21 protein-coding genes are annotated in these 25784 nt (G+C 65.7%); 18 read left to right on the plus strand and 3 right to left on the minus strand.

The annotated features are described in order from the left end of the window. The first annotated feature begins 391 nt into the window (after positions 1-391). From ENJ37_05095 to ENJ37_05165, 15 genes are all read left to right on the plus strand, one after another. Positions 392-1183 (plus strand): hypothetical protein, encoded by a 792-nt coding sequence (locus ENJ37_05095; GenBank protein ID HHL39861.1) that lies wholly within the window; start codon positions 392-394, stop codon positions 1181-1183. A gap of 38 nt (positions 1184-1221) precedes the next feature. Continuing rightward, the gene (locus ENJ37_05100; GenBank protein HHL39862.1) at positions 1222-3402 is read left to right on the plus strand and encodes a polysaccharide biosynthesis tyrosine autokinase; all 2181 of its coding nucleotides are present in this window, start codon (positions 1222-1224) and stop codon (positions 3400-3402) included. A gap of 27 nt (positions 3403-3429) precedes the next feature. Further along, complete coding sequence (locus ENJ37_05105) at positions 3430-4212, plus strand: glycosyltransferase family 2 protein (GenBank protein ID HHL39863.1); 783 nt, start codon at positions 3430-3432, stop codon at positions 4210-4212. A 29-nt stretch (positions 4213-4241) separates the two neighbouring features. Continuing rightward, entirely contained in the window at positions 4242-5894 is a 1653-nt protein-coding gene (locus ENJ37_05110) for a hypothetical protein (GenBank protein HHL39864.1), read from the plus strand. Continuing rightward, positions 5884-7263, plus strand: a complete 1380-nt coding sequence (locus ENJ37_05115; GenBank protein HHL39865.1) for an O-antigen ligase domain-containing protein — start codon at positions 5884-5886, stop codon at positions 7261-7263. The genes ENJ37_05110 and ENJ37_05115 overlap by 11 nt, the downstream gene beginning before the upstream one ends. Continuing rightward, positions 7211-8800 carry a hypothetical protein gene (locus ENJ37_05120; protein HHL39866.1) on the plus strand — a complete coding sequence of 530 codons (1590 nt, stop codon included), beginning with the start codon at positions 7211-7213 and terminating at the stop codon, positions 8798-8800. Before ENJ37_05115 ends, ENJ37_05120 begins: the two co-directional genes overlap by 53 nt. Then, positions 8350-9966, plus strand: a complete 1617-nt coding sequence (locus tag ENJ37_05125) for a hypothetical protein (GenBank protein ID HHL39867.1) — start codon at positions 8350-8352, stop codon at positions 9964-9966. The genes ENJ37_05120 and ENJ37_05125 overlap by 451 nt, the downstream gene beginning before the upstream one ends. A 103-nt stretch (positions 9967-10069) precedes the next feature. After that, positions 10070-11404: a signal recognition particle protein gene (locus ENJ37_05130; GenBank protein ID HHL39868.1), complete on the plus strand. Its 1335-nt coding sequence runs from the start codon at positions 10070-10072 to the stop codon at positions 11402-11404. Positions 11405-11494: 90 nt separating this feature from the next. Continuing rightward, entirely contained in the window at positions 11495-11761 is a 267-nt protein-coding gene (rpsP, locus tag ENJ37_05135) for a 30S ribosomal protein S16 (protein HHL39869.1), read from the plus strand. After that, complete coding sequence (locus tag ENJ37_05140; GenBank protein HHL39870.1) at positions 11758-11988, plus strand: KH domain-containing protein; 231 nt, start codon at positions 11758-11760, stop codon at positions 11986-11988. Before rpsP ends, ENJ37_05140 begins: the two co-directional genes overlap by 4 nt. Beyond that, positions 11981-12493, plus strand: a complete 513-nt coding sequence (rimM, locus tag ENJ37_05145) for a 16S rRNA processing protein RimM (protein HHL39871.1) — start codon at positions 11981-11983, stop codon at positions 12491-12493. The genes ENJ37_05140 and rimM overlap by 8 nt, the downstream gene beginning before the upstream one ends. Before the next feature lie 110 nt (positions 12494-12603). Next, complete coding sequence (gene trmD, locus ENJ37_05150; protein ID HHL39872.1) at positions 12604-13323, plus strand: tRNA (guanosine(37)-N1)-methyltransferase TrmD; 720 nt, start codon at positions 12604-12606, stop codon at positions 13321-13323. Between the two features lie 115 nt (positions 13324-13438). After that, entirely contained in the window at positions 13439-13780 is a 342-nt protein-coding gene (locus ENJ37_05155) for a 50S ribosomal protein L19 (GenBank protein HHL39873.1), read from the plus strand. 57 nt (positions 13781-13837) lie between these two features. Further along, a complete protein-coding gene (locus ENJ37_05160; GenBank protein ID HHL39874.1) occupies positions 13838-14494 on the plus strand; it encodes a ribonuclease HII in 657 nt (218 codons plus the stop codon). A 24-nt stretch (positions 14495-14518) separates the two neighbouring features. Continuing rightward, positions 14519-14890: a YraN family protein gene (locus ENJ37_05165; GenBank protein HHL39875.1), complete on the plus strand. Its 372-nt coding sequence runs from the start codon at positions 14519-14521 to the stop codon at positions 14888-14890. A gap of 538 nt (positions 14891-15428) precedes the next feature. On the opposite strand, the gene ENJ37_05170 is transcribed toward ENJ37_05165, so the two are convergent. Further along, positions 15429-15947, minus strand: coding sequence for a hypothetical protein (locus tag ENJ37_05170; GenBank protein ID HHL39876.1), 519 nt, complete (start codon positions 15945-15947; stop codon positions 15429-15431). Between the two features lie 209 nt (positions 15948-16156). Between ENJ37_05170 and polA the strand changes: the two genes are divergently transcribed. From polA to ENJ37_05185, 3 genes are all read left to right on the plus strand, one after another. Next, positions 16157-18766: a DNA polymerase I gene (polA, locus tag ENJ37_05175; GenBank protein HHL39877.1), complete on the plus strand. Its 2610-nt coding sequence runs from the start codon at positions 16157-16159 to the stop codon at positions 18764-18766. Positions 18767-18964: 198 nt separating this feature from the next. Next, a complete protein-coding gene (locus tag ENJ37_05180) occupies positions 18965-19570 on the plus strand; it encodes a response regulator (GenBank protein ID HHL39878.1) in 606 nt (201 codons plus the stop codon). Between the two features lie 42 nt (positions 19571-19612). Beyond that, positions 19613-22561: a response regulator gene (locus ENJ37_05185; GenBank protein ID HHL39879.1), complete on the plus strand. Its 2949-nt coding sequence runs from the start codon at positions 19613-19615 to the stop codon at positions 22559-22561. A gap of 69 nt (positions 22562-22630) precedes the next feature. Here the strand turns inward: ENJ37_05185 and ENJ37_05190 are convergent, their stop codons facing one another. Then, entirely contained in the window at positions 22631-24703 is a 2073-nt protein-coding gene (locus ENJ37_05190; GenBank protein HHL39880.1) for a DUF3488 domain-containing protein, read from the minus strand. Next, the gene (locus ENJ37_05195; protein ID HHL39881.1) at positions 24700-25764 is read right to left on the minus strand and encodes a DUF58 domain-containing protein; all 1065 of its coding nucleotides are present in this window, start codon (positions 25762-25764) and stop codon (positions 24700-24702) included. Before ENJ37_05195 ends, ENJ37_05190 begins: the two co-directional genes overlap by 4 nt. Between the last annotated feature and the right edge of the window lie 20 nt (positions 25765-25784).

Consider the following 25784-nt stretch of genomic DNA (forward strand, 5'->3'; position numbering starts at 1 on the left):
GCGGCCACTCCCTCCCTCCCCGCCGCCGCAGCGGCGGCCCCCGCGGACCCAAAGATTGACTTGCTAAGCGGCCGTCGCTGTGGTATAAATTCGTATTCAGCGCCTGCGGTCTTCATCCACTGTGAAGGGCCGCGCGAGGGCGGGAAAGGGGCGGACCCGTGCGGCTCGCGGCCGCCAGCGCCCCCTGCGGGCAGAGGCGAAGCCCTTCCCCGACCCATCTCTCTCCCCGGCGGGCCGGAAACGGCCGCCCGCCGGAAATCCCCGTGCGCAGCGCCGGAGAGCGGGTGATGAAGAGTCGGCCCCCTGCCGGCGCCGACGGTGTCCTGCGACCTCCCCACAAGAGGGGCGCGCGCAGACCCACCGACATTCTCCAAGCTCTGACGGAGTACAGATGACAAAGAGCAGGCTCCTGAGGCTTCTCATCGTCCTCACAACGGTCTCTTCCCTTGCGGCCGGCTGCTCGGGCCGCGGCCGGGTGAGGGAAGGGCAGATACCCTTTGTGGTGGCCGACGACGACAGGACCATAGCCGACTACAGGGTGAAGGAAGATGCGTACAGGCTCGTGCCCGGCGACGTGGTGCAGGTGCTCGTCTACAACCAGAAGGAGCTGTCCATGAAGATACGGATACCTCCTTCCGGCGTCATCACCTACCCCTTCATAGGAGACATAGAGGCCCGGGGGCTCACCGTCCAGGAGCTGAGGGACCGCATAGCCGAGGGACTGGCCTCGGGTTACGTGAAGAGACCCCAGGTGGCCGTCAACCTCGATACCGTAAAGGGCCGCAAGGTGTACATCCTCGGGGAGGTGACGACCCCCAAGGTCCTGCCCCTTACCGACGAGATGGACGTCGTTGAGGCCCTGTCGCTGGCGGGAGGGTTCACTCCGTCGGCCGACCGCGAAAACGTCTTCATAATCAGGAAGATCGCCGACGGCAGGAGGGTCATGGATGTGGTCAACATTCAGGCCTTCCTCAAGGAGCTCGATTTCTCGCAGAACGTGATGCTCCAGGGCGGCGACGTCGTCTACGTATCGAGGTCGCTCATCGGTGACGTGGCGGTCTTCATGCGCCACCTCTACACCATAACCATGCCCGTCATGCCCAACCTGATGGAAGGTATCATCCTTACTCCAAGGGTTTACGATACGCTCCAGGGCAAGAGAGAGCGCGTCTTTATCGACTGACGCCGCGAGGGGCCGCAGCGGCGGGGGATCTTGAATAGATGGAGCTGAGGGAATACCTTCGAACCATACTGGCCAGGGCGCGGCTCATCCTGCTCACAACCCTGGTGACCGTGGTGGTCGCCACGGCGGGCGGCTTCATGAAGACGCCGCGCTACGAGGCGACGACGACGGTCCTCATAAAGTCGGCGCTCACCCAGTCGCAGGTCAACATCCCCGGCATCCAGCTCTCGGCCACCCAGGACATCCAGAGAAAGGGCGAGACCTTCGGCAGGATACTGAAGAGCCGTGTCATAGCCGAGAAGACGGTCGATATCCTCGGGCTCGACAGGAAGGTCGCCGCCGGTTCCAAGACCGACCCCCGGCTCGCCGCCGTAAAGACCATCCAGAACTCCATCTCGGCCCGGCTGCTCTCCAAGACCTCCATAATGGAGATATCGGTGCTCTATCCCGACCGCGAGCTCGCCGCCGACATAGCCAACACGGCGGCCAGGGTCTTCGTCGACCACATAGGCGAGATGAACTCGGCCGAGGCGAGGGCGGCCAAGGAGTTCATCATGGAGCGCGTCAGTGTGGCCGAGGCCGACCTCAAGGCGGCCCAGGACAGGCTCCGCGAGTTCATCGCCGTCGAGGGCGCCATCTATCCCGAGAGCAAGGCCAACCTCGTGCTCGCCGAGTTCGTGAGCTTCGAGACGGCGCTCAAGAACACGCAGACCGAGATCGAGCAGGCCAGGAAGAAGATCGAGGAGATCCGCAGGCGGCTGAGCGAGGCCGACAGGACGCTCAAGACGTCGACCACCACCATAATCAACCCCGTGATCCACAACCTCAAGACAAAGCTCGTGGACGTGGAGGTGCGCAAGGCCAACCTCGCAAGCGAGCTCGGCCCCAGGCACCCCCGCATACTGGCGCTCACCGAAGAGGCGGCGAGCATACGGCGCGCCATAGACGGCGAGGTCAAGCGCATAGTGGAGAACGAGGTGACGTCGATCAACCCCGTCTACCAGCAGCTCATGCAGGAACTGGTGACAAAGGAGATCGACTACGGCGTGTTCGTGGAGAAAGAGCGGGCCATACGCGACATCATCTCGACCTTCCCCGTGGAGCTGCGCCTCTCGGCCGAGAAGCAGATAGAGTGGGACACGCTGACCAACTCCGTCAAGTTCGCCCAGAAGAACCTCGACTCCCTCAAAAGCCAGCTCGAGACGGCCCGCATAAGCGAGGCCAGGAAGATAAGCGAGATAAAGGTCATAGACCCGGCCATCCCGCCCACTTCCCCCAAGGGCATCCCGCCGCTCGGCTATACGCTCATAGGCCTTGTCGTGGGGCTGCTGGGCGGCGCCTCGCTCGCCTTCCTCATCGAGTACCTCGACGACTCCATAAAGACCATAGAGGCCGTCGAGGAAGACCTCCAGCTTCCGGTCTACGGCGTCATCCCCCGGATCGGCTCTTCCAGGAAGAGGAGACGCCGGAGAAAGAAGGAGGAGGGCGAGGCCGTGGAGGTGACGATGCTCGAGGAGAGGCTCATCACCCACCTCGAGCCCAAGAGTCCCATAGCCGAGGCCTACCGCTCCTTCAGGACCAACATCCAGTTCACCGATATCGATGAGCGCACCAAGATACTGCTCTTCACGAGCTCGGTGAAGGGCGAGGGCAAGACGACGACGTCGGCGAACCTTGCCATAACCATGGCCCAGCTCGGCAACCGGACCCTCCTCGTCGACGCCGACATGAGAAACCCCATGGTCCACGCCGTCTTCGGGCTCGAGCGCGAGCCCGGCCTCTCCAACATAATAGGCGGGTTCGGCGATCTCAAGAGCGTCGTCAAGCCCTCCGGCATACGCAACCTCGACATCATAACCTCCGGCCCCATTCCGCCCAACCCCTCGGAGCTGCTGAACTCGAAGAGGCTCGACATGATGATCGAGCGCCTCAGGGACCGTTACGACTTCATCATATTCGACACGCCGCCCATCATCGCCGTCACCGACGCGGCCGTGCTCTGCTCCAAGGTTCACGGCGCGTTCCTGGTCATACGGGGCGGGCAGACGAGCCGGCGGCTCTGTGAAAGGGCAAAGGGGCTTCTGGAGAAGGTCAACGCAAACCTGCTCGGCGCCGTCATCAACAACGTAAGGATGTCGAGCCGTTACGGATATGAATACTATTACCAGTACTACTATGGCGAGCAGAAGGGATCGCGGAAAAAGAGACGCCGCAAGTAGGGTCGCTTGCCGGGCGGGGCGGCTGCGTTGAACTCCGCCGAAGCTCAGCGGCGGGCGTCCGTTGCCGACCTCTCGGTGGTCGTGCCGGCCTTCAACGAGCAGGAGCGCATAGCGACGACGCTGGAGCGCATGGTCTCCTATCTCGAGTCCCGGGGCATGGACTTCGAGGTCGTGGTGGTGAACGACGGGAGCACGGACGCCACGGCCGACATCGTCTCCCGCGCGGCGGACGACAACGGCTCCATAAGGCTCATCGACAACGAGGGCAACCGGGGCAAGGGCTTTTCGGTGAGGCGCGGGGTGCTCGAGGCCAGGGCCCCCTTCATCCTCTTCTCCGACGCCGACCTCTCAACGCCCATCGAGGAGATCGAGAAGCTCATGCCCTGCTTCGACGAAGGCTACGACGTGGTCATAGGTTCGCGCAGCCTGCCGGAGTCGAGGATAGTGGTCCATCAGCCCTTCTACCGCGAGACCATGGGCCGCGTCTTCAACCTCATAGTCCGCCTGCTGCTGCTCGGCGGCTACAGCGACACCCAGTGCGGCTTCAAGTGCTTCAGGCGCGAGGCCGCCCGCGAGATATTCGGGCGCTCGGTGCTCGACGGCTTCGCCTTCGACGTGGAGGTCCTCTACCTTGCCGAAAGACTCGGCTACAGCGTGAAGGAGGTCCCCATAGACTGGTACAACTCGCCCAACACGAGGGTGAGCGCCCTGACCGACTCGGTCAAGATGTTCATGGAAGTGGTCAAGATAAGACTGCGCGACTACGACGTCGGGGCCGGCCAGGGTCCGGGGCGCCGGCGCGCCCGATAGTCCAGCACAGGGTCGAAAGGGAGGAGAGTATGATGGGATGGGTCCCGGCCGGGGGACGGCGGCTGACGCAGGTCCTCATGGCTCTTCTGGCGGCGGGCGGGCTCTTCGTCTCTTCCTGCACCACCGCCGACGTGGGTGACGAGGGCGAGGGCGGCCGCCTCGCCGCCGGTTCGGCGGCGGAGATGGAGCGCCGCGAGCGCAGGGCCCTCGGCCTCGACGACGGCCGCCGGGTCGCGGACGAGGGTGAGGCGGACCGCGGGGGGGCAGGCGGGCGGAAGAGCCGCACCGCCGCTCCCCGGAGGCCGGCGCCGCCCTTCAGGGGGGTGGAGACCTCGGGCGAGTATCGGGGCCACAGGTGGTTCATCGACAAGGACCACATGCTCTGGTGGGACGGCCGCCCCTACGTCCCCTTCGGAGTCAACCTCTTCGCCAGGACGAGGCGCGAGGTCGACATCGCCATGGAGCTGGGGCTCAGGGAGTTCGCCATCTGGATAGGCGACTTCCCGGCCGCAGGCTACGAGCGAAGGGCCGCCGCCATGCTGCGCACCGTCGACGACCTGACAAGCTACATAACCGAGAGGGGCGGCACCTACGTCGTCATCCTCGAGCAGGTCTTCACCAGCGACTATACGGGCAGCCGCGGCGACGAGATGACCTTCGTCACCATGAGCGAACTCACCGGCAGGCCCCGCTACTTCAGGAAAAAGGCCTTCGGCGGAGGCCCCATACCCCCGCTCCACAAGGAGAATATCCGCCGCATGACCTTCGACTACTTCAGGATGTTCGGCAAGGCCGTGGCAAAGGACGGGCTCAGGGGCCTGTGTTACCTCAACGAGCTTTCCACAAACATAGGGCTCGGCGGCGAGTGCCTCGAGTCCTCGGCCAGGGCCGGCGAGATGAAGGACGAGGGTTATCCCGACCTGCGCGACGAGCCGGTCCTGCTCGAAGCCTACCGCCGCTGGCTGGCCGGGCGCTTCGGCTCCGTCGGGGAGCTCAACGCGCGGCTCGGCACGGACTACGGCGGCTTCGACGAGGTGGAGTGGGTGACGCCCGCCGACATCACCTATTCGCGCCATCCCTGCCGCAGCCTCCGGGTGCGCGACGACATACAGAACCGCTTCTGGGTCGACTTCTGGGCCGGCCAGTACGTCTCCTACGCCCGCAAGGCGAGGGAGCTCATCGGCGATGTGCCCTTCTTCTCGAAGGCCCTGGACTACGAGTTCCACCGCTACTCGCTGGAAGAGGCCATAGTGACGGCCGGCACCGACGGCATCGGCCACGACATCTACAGGGTCGTCAACACCACGGAGATCGCCGAGCGCGAGGAACTCGGCCTCCCGGCCTCTCTCGACCTCGACTTCGAGGCCATGCTCGCCGCGGCGCAGAACGCCTCGGGCCGCACAAAGCTCTTCTGGGTGCCCGAGCACGGCTCGGGCGATGCCGAGAGGATGCTCGTCTTCGGCAGCCGCAGGGAGCTGGAGGAGTTTCTACTCGACATGGTGGAACGGGGGGCCAAGGGCTTTTTCACATACCAGCCCGTGGACCCGGCCACGGTTCGCGGCGGGGAGCTCAAGGAGCTCGTGGCGAGGTCCCTTCGCTGGCACGCCGAACTCCGCGGGTCGGTGATCGGCGAGGCGACGAGGCGCTCGGAGAAGGCGGGGGCGGCAGGTCGTGAGAAGTGACCTCCTCCACGACGGCGGGCTCGTGAGAAGCCTTGCGCTCACCTCGGCGGCCGGGGTGGTCCTCGGGGGGATCGTGCTGGCGGCCGGCCCGCTTGCGCCTTTCGTGGTCATCGGCGGCGCGCTGGCGGCGGCCTCGTTCCTCGTGCCGCAGCTCTGGCTCTTCATCACCGTCGTCTTCTCGCTCGGCGTGCCGGGGCTGCCGCTCAAGAAACCGCTCTTCGCCGTGCTGCTCGTCGTCGCCGCCCCGGCGCTCGTCTCGCGCATCAGGCCCTACACGGGCGAAGGCCGCGTCGTCTATGCCGCCGGCTTCCTCGCGGCCCTTCTCGTTTCGTTCGTGGCCGGCACGCACGGAAGAGACGTGGTGGTCACGGCCGAGTCCGTGGCCCCGGTGGTGCTCTTCTTCGTGGTCCTCACCTGCATCGACTCGCTCGAGCGCGTCTACAGGCTCGTGGGCGCCGTAATCTTAAGCGGTGTCCTCCTCACTCTGTTCCGCTTGACCAACTCGCCGCTGCTGCTCGGCTGGGCCGTGGACCACGTGGCCCTCGGCGCCGTCCTCCTCAAGAGCTTCATCCTGAGCTCCTTTCTGCTGCTGAGCGGCGCCACCGGGCGCAGGGAGGCGCTCTTTGCCGCGAGCTTCTTCATATGCGTGGGCCTCATGCTGGCGCTCAGCAAGACCATGTTCATCACCCTGGCCATCCTCCTCGCCGTGGGACTCTTTTTCACGGAGCTGCGCCGCAAGTTCCTCTACTTCATCGTCATACTCTCCTTCGTCATGCTCGTGCTCCCTCTTTTCATAAGCCCCAGGTTCTTCCTCATCCCCCTCGACGTGGCGCCCACGGGACACCCGGTGCTCTACATGCTCACCGACGCCATGTCGAATATAGAGAATCCCGAGGGCACGACCCTTGGCGGCAGGCTCACGGACCTCAAGCGCGGCTTGAACTACCTGGAGGAGCATCCAGGCACGCTCCTTACCGGTGTGGGCGTAGGCATGGCGACCAAGGCCGTCTACTACTCGCACCTGGCCATAGGGGAGACGGTCTCCCACGGTTTCTTCACGAGCGGCTACCTGACCATGCTCATCGAGATCGGGACGATGGGGCTTGTCTTCTTTCTGCTGCTGATAGTGACGTCGCTTCGCGATCTCCTGAAACTCATGGCCCGTTACAGGCGCACGGGACGCACAAGGGAGCTCTATCTCTGCCTCGCCCTCTTCATGATCGTCGTGGGCGTACTCATCGAGGCCCTCGTGGGACACGCGGTCATAGATTACATCCTGTGGATATCCTTCGCCCTTACGTCCATACTCAAGCGGCTTGACGAGGGGGGTGGAGAGGGCGGCCCCGAGGCCGCCGGCCGTCATGGATAGCCTGCGCGTCGACGAAAGGGAGCCGCCCCTGGCCGTCGCGGTTGTCGCGGCGGCCTCTATGCTCTGCGCGGTCCTCATCCTCCGGGACCTGCCGGCAAGGAGCCTCTGGACCGACGAGTTCACGAGCATCGATGTCGCCTCGCTTCCGCTGCGCGAGATCGCGGCCTGGGCGGCCGGCGACGTCCATCCCCCGCTCTATTACGTCCTCCTCCACTTCTGGAGGGAGCTCGCAGGAGCGGGCGAGACTGCGGCCCGCATATTCTCGGTGCTGCCGGCCGCGGCCACGGTCCCCCTCGTCTACCTCTCGGCGCGGCATGTGGCGGGCTGGAGGGTGGGGCTTCTGACCGCCGTGATGCTGGCCGTCTCGCCGCTTCTCGTGCTGCGCGGCGGCATGGTGCGCTGGTACACACTGGCCCTCGCTCTCTCGTGGGCGTCCATACTCTTTTTCCTGCGGGCCGTCGAGGGGGGAGGGCTGCGCCGCTGGGCGCTCTACGCGGCGGCCACGACGCTGCTCATATACACCCACTACCTGCCGGGGAGCATCGTCATCGGCCAGGGCCTCTATCTCCTCATCGAGCACCGCCGGGACCGGCGTCTTGCGCGAAACTTCTTCCTCGCCCTCTCGGCCGTGGCGCTTTTGTACCTGCCGCAGCTCGGCGTGCTGGCAAGTCAGCTTCTCTACGCGCCGCACCACGGCTCGCCGGCGCCCATGGCCTACGGCCTCAAGGGCGCCGTGGTGAAGGCGGGCTACACGCTCTACGCCTTCGCCCTCGGCGAGACCGTCCTGCCCTGGGACCTGAAGGTCACGGCCGCCGCTGCCGCCGCCTTCGCCGCCGCCGCGCTCGCCGGTCTCGTCGGGGCCTGGAGAGTGCGCGGGGTCCCGGCCTTCGTCCTCTGCTTTCTCATCGTGCCTCTCGTCTTCCTCATACTCCTTACGGCCACGGTCTTTCCGTCCGAATCGTTCCACCTCTTTCCGGGTCTTCTGCTCTTTGTCCTCCCAACCTTCTACCTGACGGCGGCCATCGGCCTCACGGTCCTTCCGGCAAGGCTCTCGGCGGTCTCTTTCGCCGTCATCGTGGCGGCCTGGTGCTACTCGCTGGGCAACCTCTATGCGAAGCGGGGCTACATAAATCCGAATTATGTGATACCATGGAGAGAGGCGGCCGCCGTGCTCGAAGAGCGGGTGAGGCCCGGCGAGCTCGTCATAGCCACGGACAGGTCGCTCTATTATTACCGCCGGGGCGTGGACATGGTGCTTCTCGACGAGACGAAACGGAAGGGCGCGGTGGAGGAGACGGTGGAGAGGAGCGCTCCGCCCGCGCTGTGGCTCCAGGTGCGAGATCGGGGCAACCCGGAGGATACGCGCCACATCGAGACCTTTCGCCGCAGCCTCTCCGGCCGCTACAGACTCGCCTCGGCCCTGGGCTTCGTGGCCGAGGACCCGATGACGGTGAGCTTCAAGGAGCGCCTTCTCCGGCGTCCCGTACCGAAGTACAAACTCATGATCTACCGCTATGTAAAAAAAGAAGAAGGATGAGAGAGAGAGAGGGACCGGCATACTGGCTGGTGAACATTGCGATGGTCCTGGCCGTCGTGGCGGCGGCGCTTGTGCTCTTCGAGTGGTGGGCCAGGGCCACGGGACGATTCGTGCCGGAGGACAAGAGCCGCATAAGGGCCGAGGAGAGGCTCTACTTCCTCAAGGACGACACGCTCGGCTGGATAGGAAAGCCCAAGGCCTCCTACAAGGTCAGGGGCACGCGGGAGGACACGGTGGTGCTCAACAACTCGCTGGGCCTGCGCGACCGCGAGTTCGCCGCCGACAGGCCCGCCGGCACCACACGCATAGCCCTGCTCGGCGACTCCTTCATCTGGGGGTTCGGCACCGAGAGGGCCGAGGACCGCTTCGGCGACGTGCTCGAGGAGCTCCTGCGCCGCCGGGGCCTAAAGGTCGAGGTCTACAACTTCGCCATAGCCGGCTGGGGCACGGACCAGCAGTATCTCGCCTACAGGCGTATAGTCTCCGCCTACAACCCCGATCTCGTCATCCTGGCCTATTACGTCAACGACGCCCTCGACAACGTGACGCGCCAGGGCAAGCCCTACTTCGAGATCGTCGGCGACGGGCTCGAGCTGCGCAACGTGCCCGTGAGCCGCGAGGGCGAGCAGGAGTGGGCCGAGGAGGGGACCATGGGGGGGCTCAAGACCTTCCTCGGCACGAGGTCGTACACCTACCGGCTCCTCCGGGACCTGACAAAGCGCAGCGCCCTCTTCTTCAACACCATGGTCTCGCTGGGACTGCTCGACGACCCGTTCGAGGGGCGCGACCCCGCCTACCTGCGCAGGCTCGCCTCGATGCTCATAAGGCGTCTGGCCGAAGAGGTGAAAAAGGACGGGGCCGAGCTCATGCTCCTCTTCATACCCGACAGGGCCGAGGTGGAGGGAGAGCCCATGGACTACGTGATGCGCAGGATCGTGGAGGTGAAGGACGGCCTGGCCGGCGAAGACTTCGGCGTGCCGTCGCTGGACCTCACGCCGCTGCTCGCCGCCGAGGCGGCCCGCTCGCAGCGGCCTCTGTACCAGCGCTTCGACGGCCGCCACTGGACCGTTGAAGGAAACCGCTTCGTGGCGCGGGCCGTGGCGGCGTTCCTCGAGGAGCGCCGCCTCGCGCCCTTTTCCCGCAGGGAAAGTTTTCCGCCTAAATAATGGGAGTTCCACGGGGCGGGCCGTTTAAACCTCTTGACAGAAGTTACGGATATTTATATGATTAAACATTCTCTTTTTGACGGGTGAGAAGGGACTGCATCGTATGCTCGAAGGTCTTTCCGAAAAACTGCGCCGGGTGCTCAAGGGGGTGAGGGGCCAGGGGACCCTCACGGAGTCGAACATAAAGGAGGCCCTGCGCGAAGTGCGCATGGCGTTGCTCGAGGCGGACGTCAACTTCGCGGTCGTCAAGGAATTCACGGCGGCCGTGAAGGAGAAGGCCATGGGCGGGGAGGTGCTGGCGAGCCTTACGCCGGGGCAGCAGTTCACCAAGATCGTGAAGGACGAGCTCACCCGTTTTCTCGGCGGCGCCGCGGCGGAGCTCGAGCTGAAGGGGCGTCCCGCGGTCATCATGATGGTGGGACTGCAGGGCTCCGGCAAGACGACCACGACGGCCAAGCTGGCACGTTTTCTCAAGGGCCGCGGCAGAAGCCCCCTCGTCGTCGCCGCCGACCTCGTGCGGCCCGCGGCGGTGCTCCAGCTCCAGAGGCTCTCCAGGGAGGTGGGGGCGGACTTCTTCGACATCGGTGACATGAAGGACCCCGCCTCCATATGCGCCGAGGCGCTGAGGGTGGCGGCCATCAAGGGTTACGACACGATGCTCGTCGACACGGCCGGCCGCCTCCACATCGACGACGGCCTCATGGAAGAGCTCAGGACGCTCAAGTCCATACTCAAGCCCTGCGAAACACTCTTCGTCGCCGACGCCATGACGGGACAGGACGCGGTGAACACGGCGGGCGGCTTCCACGAGGCCATCGACATAACGGGCGTGGTGCTCACCAAGCTCGACAGCGACGCCAGGGGCGGCGCGGCCCTCTCCATGCGCATGACCACGGGCAGGCCCGTGAAGTTCGTGGGCCTGAGCGAGAAGATGGACGGCCTGGAGGTCTTTCATCCCGACAGGCTGGCGGGACGGATCCTCGGCATGGGAGACGTGCTCACGCTCGTGGAGAAGGCCCAGGCCGTGGTCGACAGGGAGCAGGCCCGAAGCCTGGAGCGCAAGATCCGCAGGGACGCCTTCACGCTCCAGGACTTCAAGGACCAGCTCCGCCAGATAAGGAAGATGGGCTCGCTCGACTCCATCCTCTCCATGATCCCTGGCTTCGACGCCCTCAAGAAATCCAAGGGACTGACGGTGGACGAGCGCGAGTTCAAGGTCGTGGAGGCCATAATCGACTCCATGACCGTCAAGGAGAGGCTCAATCCCGCGTGCCTCAACGCAAGGCGCAAGCAGCGCATAGCGGCGGGCAGCGGCACCACCGTGCAGGATGTGAACAGGCTCATAAAGCAGTACGACCAGATGCGAAAGCTCATGAAGCGCTTCAGCAAGAAGGGGGCCAGGGGCCTGAAGGGGCTCTTCCAGGGCCTGGGACGCTGAGGCCCCGCCGCGCGCTTCATGCACCGGGACGCCGTGTCTTGCCCTGCGGCGTTCCCGCTGAAAATCCACGATGAAAGGAGGTGATGACTGTTGGCGGTAAGGATAAGGCTTGCGAGACACGGACGCAAGAAACGGCCGTTTTACCGTATAGTTGTTGCTGATGCGAGCTCTCCGCGAGACGGCAGATGCATCGAAGTGGTAGGCACTTACGATCCTAATCACGATCCGGCTGCTGTTGACCTCAAAGCTGAAAAGATTGTCGCCTGGCTCAAGAAAGGCGCGAGTCCCTCTGAGACGGTAAGGCAGATCTTGAAGAAGGCAGGGGTAGGGATACAGAAAGCTGGAGGTGCTGGATGAAGGATCTGATAGAGACTATCGCAAAGGCACTGGTGGACCATCCAGAACAGGTCAGGGTGACGGAGGTCGAGGGCGAGCGCTCCTCCGTCATCGAGCTTTCGGTGGCCAAGGAGGACCTCGGCAAGGTCATAGGCCGGGAAGGCAAGACGGCCAAGGCCATAAGGACCATACTGACGGCCGCCTCCACGAAGTTGAAGAAACGCTCCGTACTCGAGATCATTGAGTGAAGGGAAGGGGCTCGTCGTCGCAGGGCGCATAGTCGGCGTGCACGGCGTGAGGGGCGAGTTGAAGCTCGCGCCCTACGGGGACCCCGAGGCGTTCGACTTCAGGGAGGTCTCCGTATCGGCCGGAAGGCGTCTGCGCACCCTCGGGGTAGAGAGGGCGAGGGTGCACAAAGGGCGCATACTGCTCAAGCTCCGCGGCCTCGACGACCGCAACGCGGCCGAAGGGCTCGTGGGGGCCGAGGTCCTCGTGGAGAGGGCGGCCCTGCCGCGGCTCGCCGAAGACGAGTACTACCAGTGCGAACTCCTGGGACTCCGTGTCTGGACCGAGCAGGGAAGGCTGCTCGGCGTGGTGAAAAACATCATCGCTACGGGCGGCAACGACGTCTACGAGGTCGAGGGTCCCGGGGGAGAGATCCTTATACCAGCAATAAAAGAGGTCGTCAGGACCGTCGATGTCGAGGGCGGCAGGATCACCGTGAGGCTCATGGAGGGGCTCGGCGGCGACTGACGCCCCCCAGACGGTGCGGCGGACCGCGCAAAGGGGCGTTTTTGTCCCTGCGGCCCCGTGGAAGGCCGGCAACGGCCCCCGAATATTTCGACATAACGACCGGCTCGACCATGCGTTTCGACATATTGACGCTCTTTCCGGCCTACTTCGATTCGCCGCTCAAGCAGAGCGTTCTCGGCAGGGCGGCGCAGCGCGGGCTCATAGAGGTGCGGACCCACGATATAAGGGACTTCGCCCGTGACAGGCACAGGACCACCGACGACAGTCCCTACGGCGGCGGTGCGGGCATGGTCATGAAGGTCGAGCCCGTTGTGGCCGCCATAGAGTCGCTCGTCGGCCCGAGGGAGCCGGGCGTGCGGGGCGCCTCCGCCGGCGAACGGGTCGTGATGCTCACCCCGCAGGGCGAGCCCTTCGACCAGGCCATGGCCTCGAGGCTTGCCGCCCTCGAAAGGGTCGTACTCCTGTGCGGCCGCTACGAGGGCTTCGACGAGCGCATAAGGGCCTTCGTCGACATGGAGCTCTCGGTGGGCGACTACGTGCTCTCCGGCGGCGAGCCGGCGGCCCTCGTCGTCGTCGACGCCGTGGCGAGGCTCGTCGAGGGAGTGCTCGGAAACTCCGCGTCGGCCCTGACCGACTCCTTTTCGTCGGGGCTGCTCGAACACCCGCACTACACGAGGCCCGATGAGTTCAGGGGACTGACCGTCCCGGCGGTGCTCCTCTCCGGCGACCACGGGGCCATCGAGCGCTGGCGCAGGGCCGAGAGTCGCAGGCGCACGCTGCAAAGACGGCCCGACCTCGCGGCCCGGGGCGCAAGGCTGGGGGGACGGTGAGCCGCCAGGGGCTCCATGTAGAGGCAGGGACCCTCTGAGCGGTGATTATTCTACGATCAACAGTCAGTTGCGGCTTTTAGTTGAAGCGGTACATGAATAGGGAGGATGTGGTGACATGGCAACCGTAGGCGATATCGAAAAAGAATTTCTCAGGACCGACCTGCCCGACTTCAGGCCCGGGGACACGGTGGTCGTCAACGTGAGGATCAAGGAGGGCGAGAAGGAGAGGATCCAGGCCTTCCAGGGCACGGTCATAAGGAAGCGCGGCGGCGGCACGGGCGCCACCTTCACGGTCAGGAAGGTCTCTTACGGCATCGGTGTGGAGAGGATATTCCCCCTCCACTGCCCGTCCATCGAGTCCGTCAAGGTGCTCAACCGCGGCAAGGTCCGCCGCGCAAGGCTCTACTACCTGCGAAACCTCAAGGGCAAGGCCGCAAGGATCAAGACAAGGCGCTGAGACCGCGGCACCGCGTCCCGTCTCATCCCGCCGCTCTTCACGCCGGAGGGGCACGCCATGGCAGGGGAGAAAGCGTCGGCTCCGGGCCCCACCGCGGAGCTCGAGGCCCAGGCCCGAAAGATGGGGGTCGAGGCCGTGGCAGGCGTTGACGAGGCCGGACGCGGCCCCCTCGCTGGCCCCGTGGCCGCCGCGGCGGTGGTCTTCGCGGGCGCGCCGCCAGAGATCGGCATCGACGACTCCAAGAGGCTCGCGCCGCGGCTTCGCACGAGGCTCGCCGCCGAGATATTCCGCACTGCCAGGGCCGTGGGCCTTGGCCTTGCCTGGCCGGCCGAGATCGACGGGCTCAACATCCACAGGGCGACCCTCCTCGCCATGGAACGGGCCGTCGCCCGCCTTGCTCCCGTCAGGCCACGGCTCCTGCTCATCGACGGCATCCACACAACGGCCCTCGGCGTCGAACAGAGGACCGTCAAGGGAGGCGACGCCAGGTGCCTCTCCATAGCCGCCGCCTCCATAGTGGCCAAGACGGCGCGCGACCGCATCATGGAGGCCTACGAGCGCATCTACCCGGGTTACGGCTTCGGCAGCAACAAGGGCTACGGCACGGCAAGACACATCGACGCCCTCCGCGCCCTCGGCCCCACGCCCATACACCGCAGGACGTTCCTCGGCAGGATTCTCGATGTCCGGAACCTTTCCGGCATCTCCCGGTGAACACCCTTAGGCGAACATCTCCCGATGAGCACCTCTGCGAACAGTGAGCTCGGCCGCCGCGGCGAGGACGAGGCCGCAAGGCTCCTCACGGCGAGGGGCTACAGGATACTCGCCCGCAACTACCGCACGCGCCGCGGCGAGGTCGACATAGTGGCCGCCGACGGAGACGCAATCGTCTTCGTCGAGGTCAAGACCCGCGCCGGCGCCGGCTTCGGCGCCCCTGCGGCCGCCGTCGACGCCCGCAAGATGCGCCGCATGACGCTCGCCTCCCGCGCCTTCCTCGCCCTCCACGGTCTCGAGGACAGGCCCGCCCGCTTCGACGTGGTGAGCGTCGAGATCCGCGACGGCCGCACAAGGTGCGAGCTCATAAAAAACGCCTTCGATGCCCCCGACTGACCTACTTTCTTTTTTGAAAAAAAAGAAAGTAGGCAAAGAAAAAACAATGGATCTTCATGGGCGTCGCGGTGTCGTCGGTACGCAAAGCGGCCCTCGTCTCCATCGCTCGTGCCTGCGCTCCTTCAGGGAAGGTGTTTGGGCAGGGAAAGACAGGGGTTCTTGATGGGGGTCGCGGCGGCGTCGGCGCGCAAGGCGGCCCTCGTCTCCATCGCTCGTGCCTGCGCTCCTTCAGGGAAGGTGTTTGGGCAGGGAAAGACAGGGGTTCTTGATGGGGGTCGCGGCGGCGTCGGCGCGCAAGGCGGCCTTCGTCTCCAGCGCTCGTGCCTGCGCTCCTTCAGGGAAGGTGTTTGGGCAGGGAAAGACAGGGGTTCTTGATGGGGGTCGCGGCGGCGTCGGCGCGCAAGGCGGCCTTCGTCCCCATCGCTCGTGCCTGCGCTCCTTTAGGGGGCGTCTTCCTTCAGGGGTCTTGACGCCCTGCGGCGGATCTCTTCGGTTTTGATGCGGAATCGAGGGGAGTTGAGAGTCTTTTTCGGGGGGCTCAGCGGTCCCACATCCCCCTGCCGCCGCCTTCTTCGGGTTTGTCCTCGAAGGGCGAGCGGTCGATGAGCGGAACCGGGCGGCGCGGCTCTCGGGGCTTGGGGTGCGAGTCGGTGGAGGTCCTGATCTCCTCCACCGCCTCAAGGCGCATCCCCTCGAGGAGATCGACGGCCTCGGCCGCCCGTTTGCGCCCGTCCGGGTCGAGCCGCGGCGCAAGGGAGCGGAGCGAGTCGATAAGCGCCGCCGCGTAGTCGTCGAAGACCCTGGCCACGCGGCGCTGCCTGCGCGGTCCGGGCTCGTCGGACCAGCGGATGTTCCTGAGCATCCGCGCCGTCTCGTCGCTCCTGCGGGAAGCCTCCTCCATGGCCGGCGCGGCCTCGGGCATGAGGGGCTCCACGGCCCTGCCCAGCGCCGCCTCGAACTCGTCCACGTGCCTTAGCGCGATGGAGACGCAGTCGGTCTGCGCCGCGGCCGGCCGGGGGATGAGGAAGAAGGCGATAACGAGGATGGCGGTCGTCATAAAGGTATCCTGCCCGCGCCGGCTGCCTCGCGGGGGGCTGCACCGGGGGGGCGGCCCGCAAGGGCGTAAAAAATCCCGCCTGGCGCGGGCCGACCCCCCGGTGCAGCCGAAGACCCGAATAACATACGATGGGGGGAAACGCGGGCCTGTGGCCCTTCTACGGAAGAAAATTTCCCCCGGTGCAATAATTATACAGAAAGGTGTCAGGGGTGTCAAATCGTCGAGACGGTGATAGAAAGGTTCTCATGCTGGTGGACGGCAACTCCCTCGTCTACCGTGCTTACCATGCCATGCCCCACCTCACCGCGCCCGACTCCACGCCCACGGGCGCGGTCTACGGCTTCACGCAGACCCTTCGAAAGCTCATGCGCGAGCACCGTCCCACCCACATGGCCGTGGCCTTCGATCTCAAGGGTCCCACGGTGCGCCACGCCCTCTACGGCGACTACAAGATCGACCGCCCGCCCATGCCCGGCGACCTGGCGCGGCAGATACCGGTCGTAAAACGCGTCGTCGAGGCCATGGGCGTGAAGGTGATGGAGATGGAGGGCTACGAGGCCGACGACATCATCGCCACGGCCGTCAAGGCGCTGCAAGACCCGGACGCCGTGGACATAAAGATAGTCAGCTCCGACAAGGACCTCTGCCAGCTCGTGGGCGAGGGCGTGGTCATGATCGACGCCGCCACCGGCAGGGTGCGGACCCCCGAGTACGTGCGCGGGAAGTTCGGCGTAGAGCCCGGACGGATCCCCGACTGGCTCGGCCTGGCCGGCGACCCCGCCGACAACATACCGGGCGTGCCCGGCATAGGGCCGCGCACGGCGACGAGGCTCATAGACCGCCACGGCTCTATCGACGATATTTATGCAGACCTGTCAAAGATTTCGGGCAAGAAGCTGAGGGAAAATCTCGAAGAGAACAGGGACCTTGCCTTCCTCTCCAAGGTCCTGGCCACCGTCATCACCGACGTGCCCCTGGACCTGGAGTTCGAGGGGCTCGAGATCGGCTCGGAGAGCGGCGACCTTGCGGCGCTTTATGCGGAGCTCGGCTTCGAGAGGCTCCTGCGCGGGCTGCGCGGCGGCGGCGACGGCCCGGACATCGACTATGAGACCATCGACGGCGAGGGAGCCTTCGCTCGATTCCGCTCCGCCCTCGCCGGGCCGCTCGCCTTCTACCTCGACGACGCCGGCGGCGGGGCCCTGGCCTTCGCGTCCGCCGGCGGCGGGCTCTGGTACATGCCTCTCGGCGGAGAAGGGCCTTTGCCGCGGGGCCTTGCCTCGCTCATGGAGGACGGGACGGTCGAGAAGGTGACCGACGACGCCAAGAAAGCCCACCTCTTCTTCCTGCGCCGCGGCGTGGCGCCGCGCTCGGTGGTGATGGACACCTCGCTCGCCTCCTACCTGCTCGATCCATCGAGAAGCGGCCACGCCCTGGAGACCGTGGCGCTGGAGCACCTCTCCAGGAGCCTTGCGCCCATGGAGGGGGGTGAGCACGGGGAGCTTTCCGAACGGGCGAGGGCGGCCCGGTGCTGCGAGCGGGCCTCGGTCCTCGGAGAGCTCGCGCCGCTTCTCGAGGCGAGGCTCGAAGAGGCGGACCTCTCGGCCCTTCTGCGGTCCATGGAGCTGCCCCTTGCGCGCATACTGGCCCGCATGGAGCTTGCGGGCGTCAAGGTGGATACGGCGCAGCTCGAGATGCTTTCCCGCGAGATAGAGGGGCGCCTTGCCGCCATCGAGGAGGAGATATACAGGCACGCCGGCCGCAGGTTCAACATAAACTCGCCCAAGCAGCTCTCGGCGCTCCTCTTCGGCGAACTGGGGCTCAAGCCCCTCAAGAAGACGAAGACCGGCTACTCCACCGACGAGGGCGTGCTCACCGCCCTTGCGCCACTCCACGAGGTGCCGCGCCTCATAATCGAGTACCGGGGCCTTGCAAAGCTCAAGGGGACCTACGTGGACGCCCTCGTCGCCCTCGCCGACCCGGCCACGGGCCGCATCCACACCTCGCTGAACCAGACCGTCACCGCCACTGGCAGGCTTTCGAGCTCGAGGCCCAACCTGCAGAACATACCGGTTCGCAGCGAGCTGGGCCGCCGCATCCGCCGCGCCTTCGTGGCCGAGCGGGGCAGCGTGCTCCTCTCGGCCGACTACTCGCAGATAGAGCTGCGTCTCGTGGCCCACATGTCGGGCGACCCGGCGCTCATCGAGGCCTTCGGAAACGACGAGGACATCCACACCGCCACGGCCGCCTCGGTCTTCGGCGTCCCGCCGGCCGAGGTCACCTCCGAGATGCGACGCAGGGCCAAGGCCATAAACTTCGGCATCATCTACGGCATGGGCGGCTACGGACTCGCCAGGGAGCTGGGCGTGGCCGTCGCAGAGGCCGAGGCCTACATAGAGAGTTACTTCGCCCACTACGCCAGGGTGAGGGAGTTCATCGAGAGGACCGTGGAGCAGGCCGGGAGGCTCGGATGGACGACGACGCTCTTCGGCCGGCGGCGCATGATACCGGAGCTCGCAAGCGGCAAGGAGAACGTCGTCCGCCTCGGCGAGCGCATGGCCGTCAACACGCCCGTGCAGGGATCGGCGGCCGATATCATCAAGGCCGCCATGATAGCCGTCGACGGCGAGCTCGAAAGACGGGCCATGAGATCGCGCATGGTGCTCCAGGTCCACGACGAGCTCCTCTTCGAGGCACCCGCCGACGAACGCGACGAGCTCGAGGAGATCGTCAGGACCCGCATGGAGGGCGTCGTGCGCCTTGACGTCCCGCTGAAGGTCAATATCGGCACAGGTGCCAACTGGTGCGAGCTCGATGGCTGAGGGGCCCGCAGAGGGGCCGCCGTCCGTTGAAAAGTTAAAAAAAGTCTTGACCTTATGGGGGCTGATCTATTATATTCCAAAATATAACTCTATGAACCGGCCGCTCAAGTGTGTTATAATTTCTATAGCTGATGCGGGTTGGTCGCCCCGGCGCTTCGGGCCGCGGGGCAGGCGACAAACGGTAAGAGGGTGAAAGTAATGGCGATGACTGTGAGAGAGGGCAAGCACAACGGTATCGAGAGGGACGACAAGCCGTACACGACCGGCGAGATAGCTTCCTTTTGTCATGTCACCATAAACGCCGTGAAGAAGTGGATATCGTCGGGCAAGCTCAACGCCTTCCGCACGCCCGGCGGCCACTACCGCATAGAGCGCAGCGACTTCAAGGACTTCATAGACCGTTACAGGCTTCACATCAAGGACGAGATATTCCCCGAAAAGCGCAAGATACTCATAATAGACGACGACCCGGCCATCGTCGAGTACCTCAAGGGCGCGCTCGAGATGATGGAGGACGACTTCGAGATAGAGACGGCCATGGACGGCTACGAGGCGCTCATAAAGGTGGGCGACTTCAAGCCCGAGCTGCTCATTCTCGACATCAGGATGCCCAAGATCGACGGCTTCGAGGTCTGCCGCAGGCTGCGGGCCGACGACAAGACCCGGGGGACCAAGATACTGGCCGTCACCTCCTACGGCAACGAGGACATGGAGAACATCATCCGCTGCGGCGCCGACCAGTGCATCTCCAAGTCCCACAACCTCAAGGAGTTCCAGAAGAGCGTGGAAAAGCTTCTCAAGTGACGGACTCCGCACCCGATGGGGAGACTCATGGGGTGAACCATCATGGCAAAATCTGTCGGCAGGATCTACGGCTCGCTCAGCATCTCGTGGAAGATGGGCTCCGTCTTTCTCCTGCTGCTGTTCATGATGGGCGTAGGCGGCTCCGTCGGTCTCTATAACGCCGTCAGGATCTCCGATGTCTCGGAGTACCTCTACAACGACTACTTCCGCAGGGTCCAGACCCTCTCCAGGGCCGAACACGAGTACCTCCTGCTGCGCCAGGACTTCATACGCCACCTCGTGCTCGCCGCCGAGCCGTCGCCTTCCCGCCTCGACGGCCTCATAGAGAGCCGCCGCGCTTCACTCGACACGCTCCTCGCCGATTACAGGATCATGGGGGTGCCCCCGGCCCTCGGCCCGGCCTATGAGAAGGTCGAAGAGAGCCTATCGAGGTACATCGACGTCCAGCGGCGCGCCGTGGAGGCCCTGCGCAGCGGCGACGGCGGCCGGCTGAGGGCGCTTCTCGACAGGGAGGAGCCCGGCGCCTTCTCGGCCTGTCTCGACGCGCTCGGCTCCCTCACGGAGGCCGAGAAGAGGAGCGCCGCGCAGGTCTACAGCGGCATCTCCTCGTCCGTGGCCGTCACGAAGACCGTCACCCTCGGTCTCTCGGTGGCCGCCATCCTCATAGCCGCCGGCCTCTGGTACGTGCTCACGCGCTCCATCGTCCACCCCATAGTCACCATCGGAGAAGCGGCCAGGGACATCGCCTCCGGCGACCTCAAGAAACGGATACCCCCCCTTGAGAGTGAAGACGAGATCGGAGCCCTGGCCCGGCGATTCAACACCATGGCCGAGTACCTCCAGGACTACTACGAGAGGCTGGAGCAGAAGGTCGAGGAGAGGACCGAGGAGCTGCGGCGCGCCAACGAGGAGCTCTTCACCCGCAAGCACGAGATCGAGATGGCCAACATGGAGCTCGAGGAGGCCAACAGGCACAAGAGCCAGTTCCTCGCCAACGTGAGCCACGAGCTGCGCACCCCCCTCAACTCCATCATAGGCTTCTCCGAGCTCCTTCAGGAGCGGTACTTCGGCGAGCTCAACGAGAAGCAGGCCCAGTACGTGGGCTTCATCAACTCCAGCGGCACCCACCTGCTCGAGCTCATAAACAACATCCTCGACCTCTCCAAGATCGAGGCCGGCCGCATGGACGTGACCATCGACGAGTTCCCGCTCCTTGAGGTCATTGGCGAGACCGTAGACTCGGTGAAGAACATGGCCCAGAAAAAGGGCGTGGAGCTCGGCTACAGGCAGGGCGACGGCGGTCCCGTCGTCGCGGCCGACAGGGCAAAGCTCAAGCAGATACTCATAAACCTCCTCTCCAACGCCGTCAAGTTCAACCGCGAGGGCGGCTCCGTCTACGTGGACTGGCATATCCGGGAAGACCCCAAGGGGGACGCCACCGAGCGCTCGCTCTTCATCTCGGTGAAGGACACGGGCATAGGGATAAAGCAGGAAGACCGCGGCAGGCTCTTCAAGGAGTTCGAGCAGATAGACCCTTCGTCCACCCGCGAGTACGGAGGCACGGGCCTGGGGCTCTCGCTCACCAAGAAGCTCGTGGAGCTCCATCATGGAGAGGTCATGGTCGAGAGCGAGTTCGGCAAGGGGAGCACCTTCACGGTGCGCCTGCCCCAGCCGGCGGCCAACGGCGGCGGGGCGGAGCCGGCGCCCGCCGTGGAGAGGCCCGGGGCCGAGACCGAGACACGGCGGCCGCTCATCCTCGTGGCCAGCGAGAGCGACGAGATAAACCGCATGCTCGACGCCTACCTCGAGAGCGAGTCCTACCGGGTCGCAACCGCCTCGGACGGCGAGGACCTGCTCGTCAAGGCGCGCTCGGAGAGACCCTTCGCCATCGTCATGAGCGTCAACATACCGAAAAAGGACGGCTGGGACGTGATGAAGGAGCTCAAGAGCGACCCGCTCACCTGCGAGATCCCCGTGCTCATCATCACTGTCTCGGACCGCAAGGAGCTCGGCTTCGCCCTCGGCGCCGTCGACTGCCTCGTAAAACCGTCGCCGGGGCGCGACGGGCTCGTGGACCTTCTCAGCCGGGTCGGCACCGCGTGGCAGCCGCGCCACAAGCGCACGACCATCCTCATAGTGAACAGCGACGGCAAGGTCCTCGACTTCCTCGACCAGATGCTCAGGGGCGAGGGCTTCTCGGTCATAACGGCCCGGCGCGGCGAAGAGGCCCTGGCCCTGGCCCAGGAGCGCACGCCCGACATCATCATCATCGATCTCATGCTCGCGGGCCTGAGCGGCTTCGACGTCATAGACGCCCTCAAGGAGCACCCCATGACGAGGGAGATACCGGTCATGATATTCACGGCCAAGGATATAACCGAGGCCGACAAGGAGAAACTCGGCGGCGACATACAGAACATCCTCCACAAGTCGAAGTTCAAGAAGGAGGACCTCCTCTCGGAGATACACCTTCTCGAGATGGCCTACCCGGAGAAGGCCAACATGGTCGACCCCCTCACGGGACTCTTCAACAGGCGGTACTTCAACATCGTGCTATCGAGGGAGCTGAGCCGCTGCACCCGTTACGGCCACATCTTCTCGGTGCTTCTCGTCGACATCGACCGTTTCGACGAGTTCAACGTCTCCAACTCCTATCTCTCGGGCAACGAGCTCATAAAGAAGCTGGCAAGGAAGCTCAAGGGCAACGTGCGCAAGGCCGACACGGTGGTAAGGCTCGAGGACGACGAGCTGGCAGTGCTCATGCCGGGCATCACGGCCGACGAGGCGCTCAAGGCCGCCGAGAAGCTGAGGATAATGGTGGAGCGCATGAGCGTGCCCGCGGTCTCGGGCGACGGGAAGGGGGTCACGGTCACCATAGGCGTAATCGGCCTCCCCGTGGACGGCGAGGTGGACATCATGGAGGAGCTGCGCCGGTGCGTGCGCCGGGGGCTCGACAGGGGGGGCAACAGGACGGTGGTCTTCGGACGATAAGAGGCCGCCGGCTCGACTTCGGCGTCCGCCTTCCGGGGCGGGCCTGGTCACCGCGGACAACGCGGTGCCTCAGGAGCCGCCGTCTCTTCTCCCCCCTTGCCTCTTCCCCGAAGAGAGGGGAGAGGCCGACAACCCTTTTATGCGTCTTCGCACCTCGGCCATGACCCTTGCCGGAGGCTCCACGCCGCCGTAGCGGTGGGCCTCGAAGACCTCGGTCACGGCCCGCACGTGGGCCGAGCCGCACCTTGCCGCAAGCTCCGAGGGCGTCTCCGAGGGGCGACGCGGGAAGCCCTTCTTTTCAAGGACCCTCAGCATCTCCCTGTAATAGGCGGGCGTGTCGCCGCCGGCGCCGGCCGGCCGGCCGTGGCGCCGGAGCGCGAAGAGCGCCGCCGCCGCGACGGCCGCCGTGGAGAGCGCCGCCGTAACGGGAAATCCTCCCCCGGCCCCCTCGCCCGCGCCCCATGCCCTGGCCCCCAGACCCTTGAGCCAGGTCCGCAGGGAGCCGAGCATCGAGCCGGCCCGGCGCTCGAGCCCGGCGGCGGCCCTCAACTGGTCGGCCGAGCTGTAGGTTACGACGTACTTTATCCACCTCCACCGCAGCGAGTCCATGAGGAGGGCCAGGGTCGATACCCCGGAGTCCGGGGCGGGCGCCTGGCCCGGCGTGGGGTCGAAGCGCATCCAGCCCGCCCCTTCGATATAGGCCTCGACCCACGTATGGGCGTCGCTGTTGCGCACCACCAGGTAGTCGCCGTACTCGTTCCACCGGCCCTGGAGAAAACCGGTCACGAGCCTCGACGGTATGCCGACGGTCCTGAGCATCACGGCCATGGCCGTTGCGTAGTGCTCGCAGTAGCCCTCCCTGGTGTGGAAGAGGAAGTCGCCTACCGGGTCTCCCGTGGGGCCGGGCGCCGGGTCGAGCGTATAGCGGTAGTTCTCCGTCAGGTGGCGTCTTATGGCCGAGGCGGCCTCGAGGTCGCCTGACGCATCGGCGGTCACGGTGCGCGCGAGCCCGGCCACCCGTGGCGATAGCCGCCGTGGCAGTTCCAGGTACAATCGGCGCTCGTTCCGCGCAAGCGCCGACCCGTCGCCGTTCACGGGACGGGACCACACCCTGTACTCGGTCCTCGAAAAGGGAGGGGAGGGGAGACGGACCGCCCCCTTGGAGTCGACCCAGAGGTTCTTGAACCGTCCCTCCACGACGACGGCCCTGCCGGCGGCAAAGAGTGTCTCCGTCTCGAGAGGCTCGAGTACTATGCGCTGAGCGAGAAGCGCGCCTTGCGCGGCCCCGGCGAGCCGGAAGCGGCCGTTGCCGCCCCTCACGAGCCGCCGCTGCTCGAGGGCCTCGCTCCATTGCCTGCCGTCGAAGGTGTCGAGGGCCCGGCCCCGCAGGTAGAGCGGGGCGGGAGGAGAGCCGAGCCCCGGGAACTCCACCCTCATCACCACCGTGTCGTCGAGCTTGACGGGTCCCATCGCGCCGAGTTCGACGCTGTCGGAGAAGCCCGATATCTTGACGGTGTCGAGCGTTCGCGTCTGGAAGAAACCGGCCGCCATGCGGGGCAGGATGAAGAAGAGCCCCATGGTCATGACGAGGCACGCGCAGGTGAGCGCCGCGGTGTACAGGAAGAAGGACGGCCCCAGAAGTCCCGGCGGCGGCTCGGCGTCCGGCCGCCGGGCCGACTCCTCCCAGTCGCGCCTGAGGTTGAGCAGTATCATGGCCCAGATGGCGCCTATGACGAAGAGGGCGAGCAGGGCGAGGAACGCGGGGCTCACCGTGGAGGCGGCGGCCGAGAGGATGAGGAAGAGGACGAGGACGAAGAGGAGGACGTAGTCGCGGGCGGCGCTCATGTCGAAGAGCTTGGCCGCCATGAGCACGGCGAGGAAGCGGGCGAGCGTGTCGATGAGGGAGGCCGACAGGGCGTAGTGAAAGGAGACGAACACGGCGAAGAGCACGAGGGCGAGGACGTTCCACAGGGCGCCGGGAAGCGGCGGCCTGCGCCTCAGGTTGACGGGCAGGCTCGCAAGGCAGGCCGCGGCCACGGCCGCGACGAAGCCGCCCCCGACGCTCTCTACGAGCATGAGCGCCGCAAGGCCCGCGGCCGTCATGACGTAGGTCGTTATGAGAAGACAGGCGTGGAAGCTCATGGCTCCACCGTGACGGAGAGGGACGCCGCGGCGCTCCCCTCTACGGGCTCCGTGAGGGCGAGCGCGGTCAGCACGGCGCGCAGCTGCGCCGGACCGCCCCTCGGCGCAAGCCTCTCGCCGAGGGTGCGAAGCCCCACGCTGTAGCCCCGCTCGATGTAGTGGGCCGCAAGGCTCGCCGCCCGGTCCACGGCCTCCTCGAACTCCAGCTCCGCCCGGTCCGGCGCGCCGCCGGGGCGGTAGTTGTCGAAGCGTATGGTGACGCTGCGCTCGCTCTCGACCTCGGTCTCCCTGGCCAGCAGCCTCGCCGCCTTGGCCGTGGAGCGCCAGTGTATGCGCCGGGAGTCGTCGCCGAGGGTGTACTCGCGCAGCCCGTGAAAGTCGTGGCCCTCGCCGCGCCGGCCGCTGGAGGAGCCGTCGCGCCCGGCGGGGCCGCCTCTCCCGGCCGCCTCCACGGGCCTTACGGCCGGAAAGACGACGACCTCCTGGGGACGGCGGCAGAGCTTTCCCTTGGTGAAGAGACCGAAGGGAAAGCGGGTCGTGATCCTGAAGCCCTCGAGCCTGTAGCGCCCCCTCCTCGTGAAGAGATAGGTCGTCGTCACCAGGGCGTCCCCCCGCGGCGGCAGACGGAGCGCGTAGGCCGGGGCCGCCTCGAGCCCGGGCGTGTCCATCTCGCGGACCGTCACCGAGTAGGAGGAGAAGAGACGCTTGCCGTTGGCCACGGCGATCCCCACCGTCGCGGGCGAGCCCCTGTAAAGGCCGGCGGGCAGCCTCCGCCCTGCCGTAACGCCCCTCAACGCCGTCTCCGACATGACGCCCGAGATGACGATGAGCGAGAGCAGCGCCGCCGTGACGAGGTAGAGGAGGTTGTTGCCCGTGTTCACGGCCGCCACGGCGATGACCATGAGCAGCGCGAGAAAGCGCCTCCCCTCGCGCGTTATGCGCAGGGTGCGGGGAAGCCAGAACTCCCTGCGGCCGGCGATGCGGGCCGCCCGCCCCCACAGCCCGGCCGCGACCATGGCGAGCCAGGGAAGCGGCGCCGATATGACACTCTTCACGCACATCTTCTTGCTGGGGGGGACTC

The organism is Deltaproteobacteria bacterium (assembly GCA_011375175.1).
Taxonomy (GTDB): domain Bacteria; phylum Desulfobacterota; class GWC2-55-46; order GWC2-55-46; family DRME01; genus DRME01.

Coding starts and splice junctions, on each gene's coding strand:
- ENJ37_05100 (HHL39862.1), top strand. CDS start 1,222: ATGGAGCTGAGGGAATACCTTCGAACCATACTGGCCAGGGCGCGGCTC.
- ENJ37_05160 (HHL39874.1), top strand. CDS start 13,838: ATGGCAGGGGAGAAAGCGTCGGCTCCGGGCCCCACCGCGGAGCTCGAG.
- trmD (HHL39872.1), top strand. CDS start 12,604: ATGCGTTTCGACATATTGACGCTCTTTCCGGCCTACTTCGATTCGCCG.
- ENJ37_05180 (HHL39878.1), top strand. CDS start 18,965: ATGGCGATGACTGTGAGAGAGGGCAAGCACAACGGTATCGAGAGGGAC.
- ENJ37_05165 (HHL39875.1), top strand. CDS start 14,519: ATGAGCACCTCTGCGAACAGTGAGCTCGGCCGCCGCGGCGAGGACGAG.
- ENJ37_05190 (HHL39880.1), bottom strand. CDS start 24,703: ATGAGCTTCCACGCCTGTCTTCTCATAACGACCTACGTCATGACGGCC.
- ENJ37_05095 (HHL39861.1), top strand. CDS start 392: ATGACAAAGAGCAGGCTCCTGAGGCTTCTCATCGTCCTCACAACGGTC.
- ENJ37_05170 (HHL39876.1), bottom strand. CDS start 15,947: ATGACGACCGCCATCCTCGTTATCGCCTTCTTCCTCATCCCCCGGCCG.
- ENJ37_05155 (HHL39873.1), top strand. CDS start 13,439: ATGGCAACCGTAGGCGATATCGAAAAAGAATTTCTCAGGACCGACCTG.
- ENJ37_05195 (HHL39881.1), bottom strand. CDS start 25,764: ATGTGCGTGAAGAGTGTCATATCGGCGCCGCTTCCCTGGCTCGCCATG.
- ENJ37_05130 (HHL39868.1), top strand. CDS start 10,070: ATGCTCGAAGGTCTTTCCGAAAAACTGCGCCGGGTGCTCAAGGGGGTG.
- ENJ37_05110 (HHL39864.1), top strand. CDS start 4,242: ATGATGGGATGGGTCCCGGCCGGGGGACGGCGGCTGACGCAGGTCCTC.
- ENJ37_05140 (HHL39870.1), top strand. CDS start 11,758: ATGAAGGATCTGATAGAGACTATCGCAAAGGCACTGGTGGACCATCCA.
- ENJ37_05185 (HHL39879.1), top strand. CDS start 19,613: ATGGCAAAATCTGTCGGCAGGATCTACGGCTCGCTCAGCATCTCGTGG.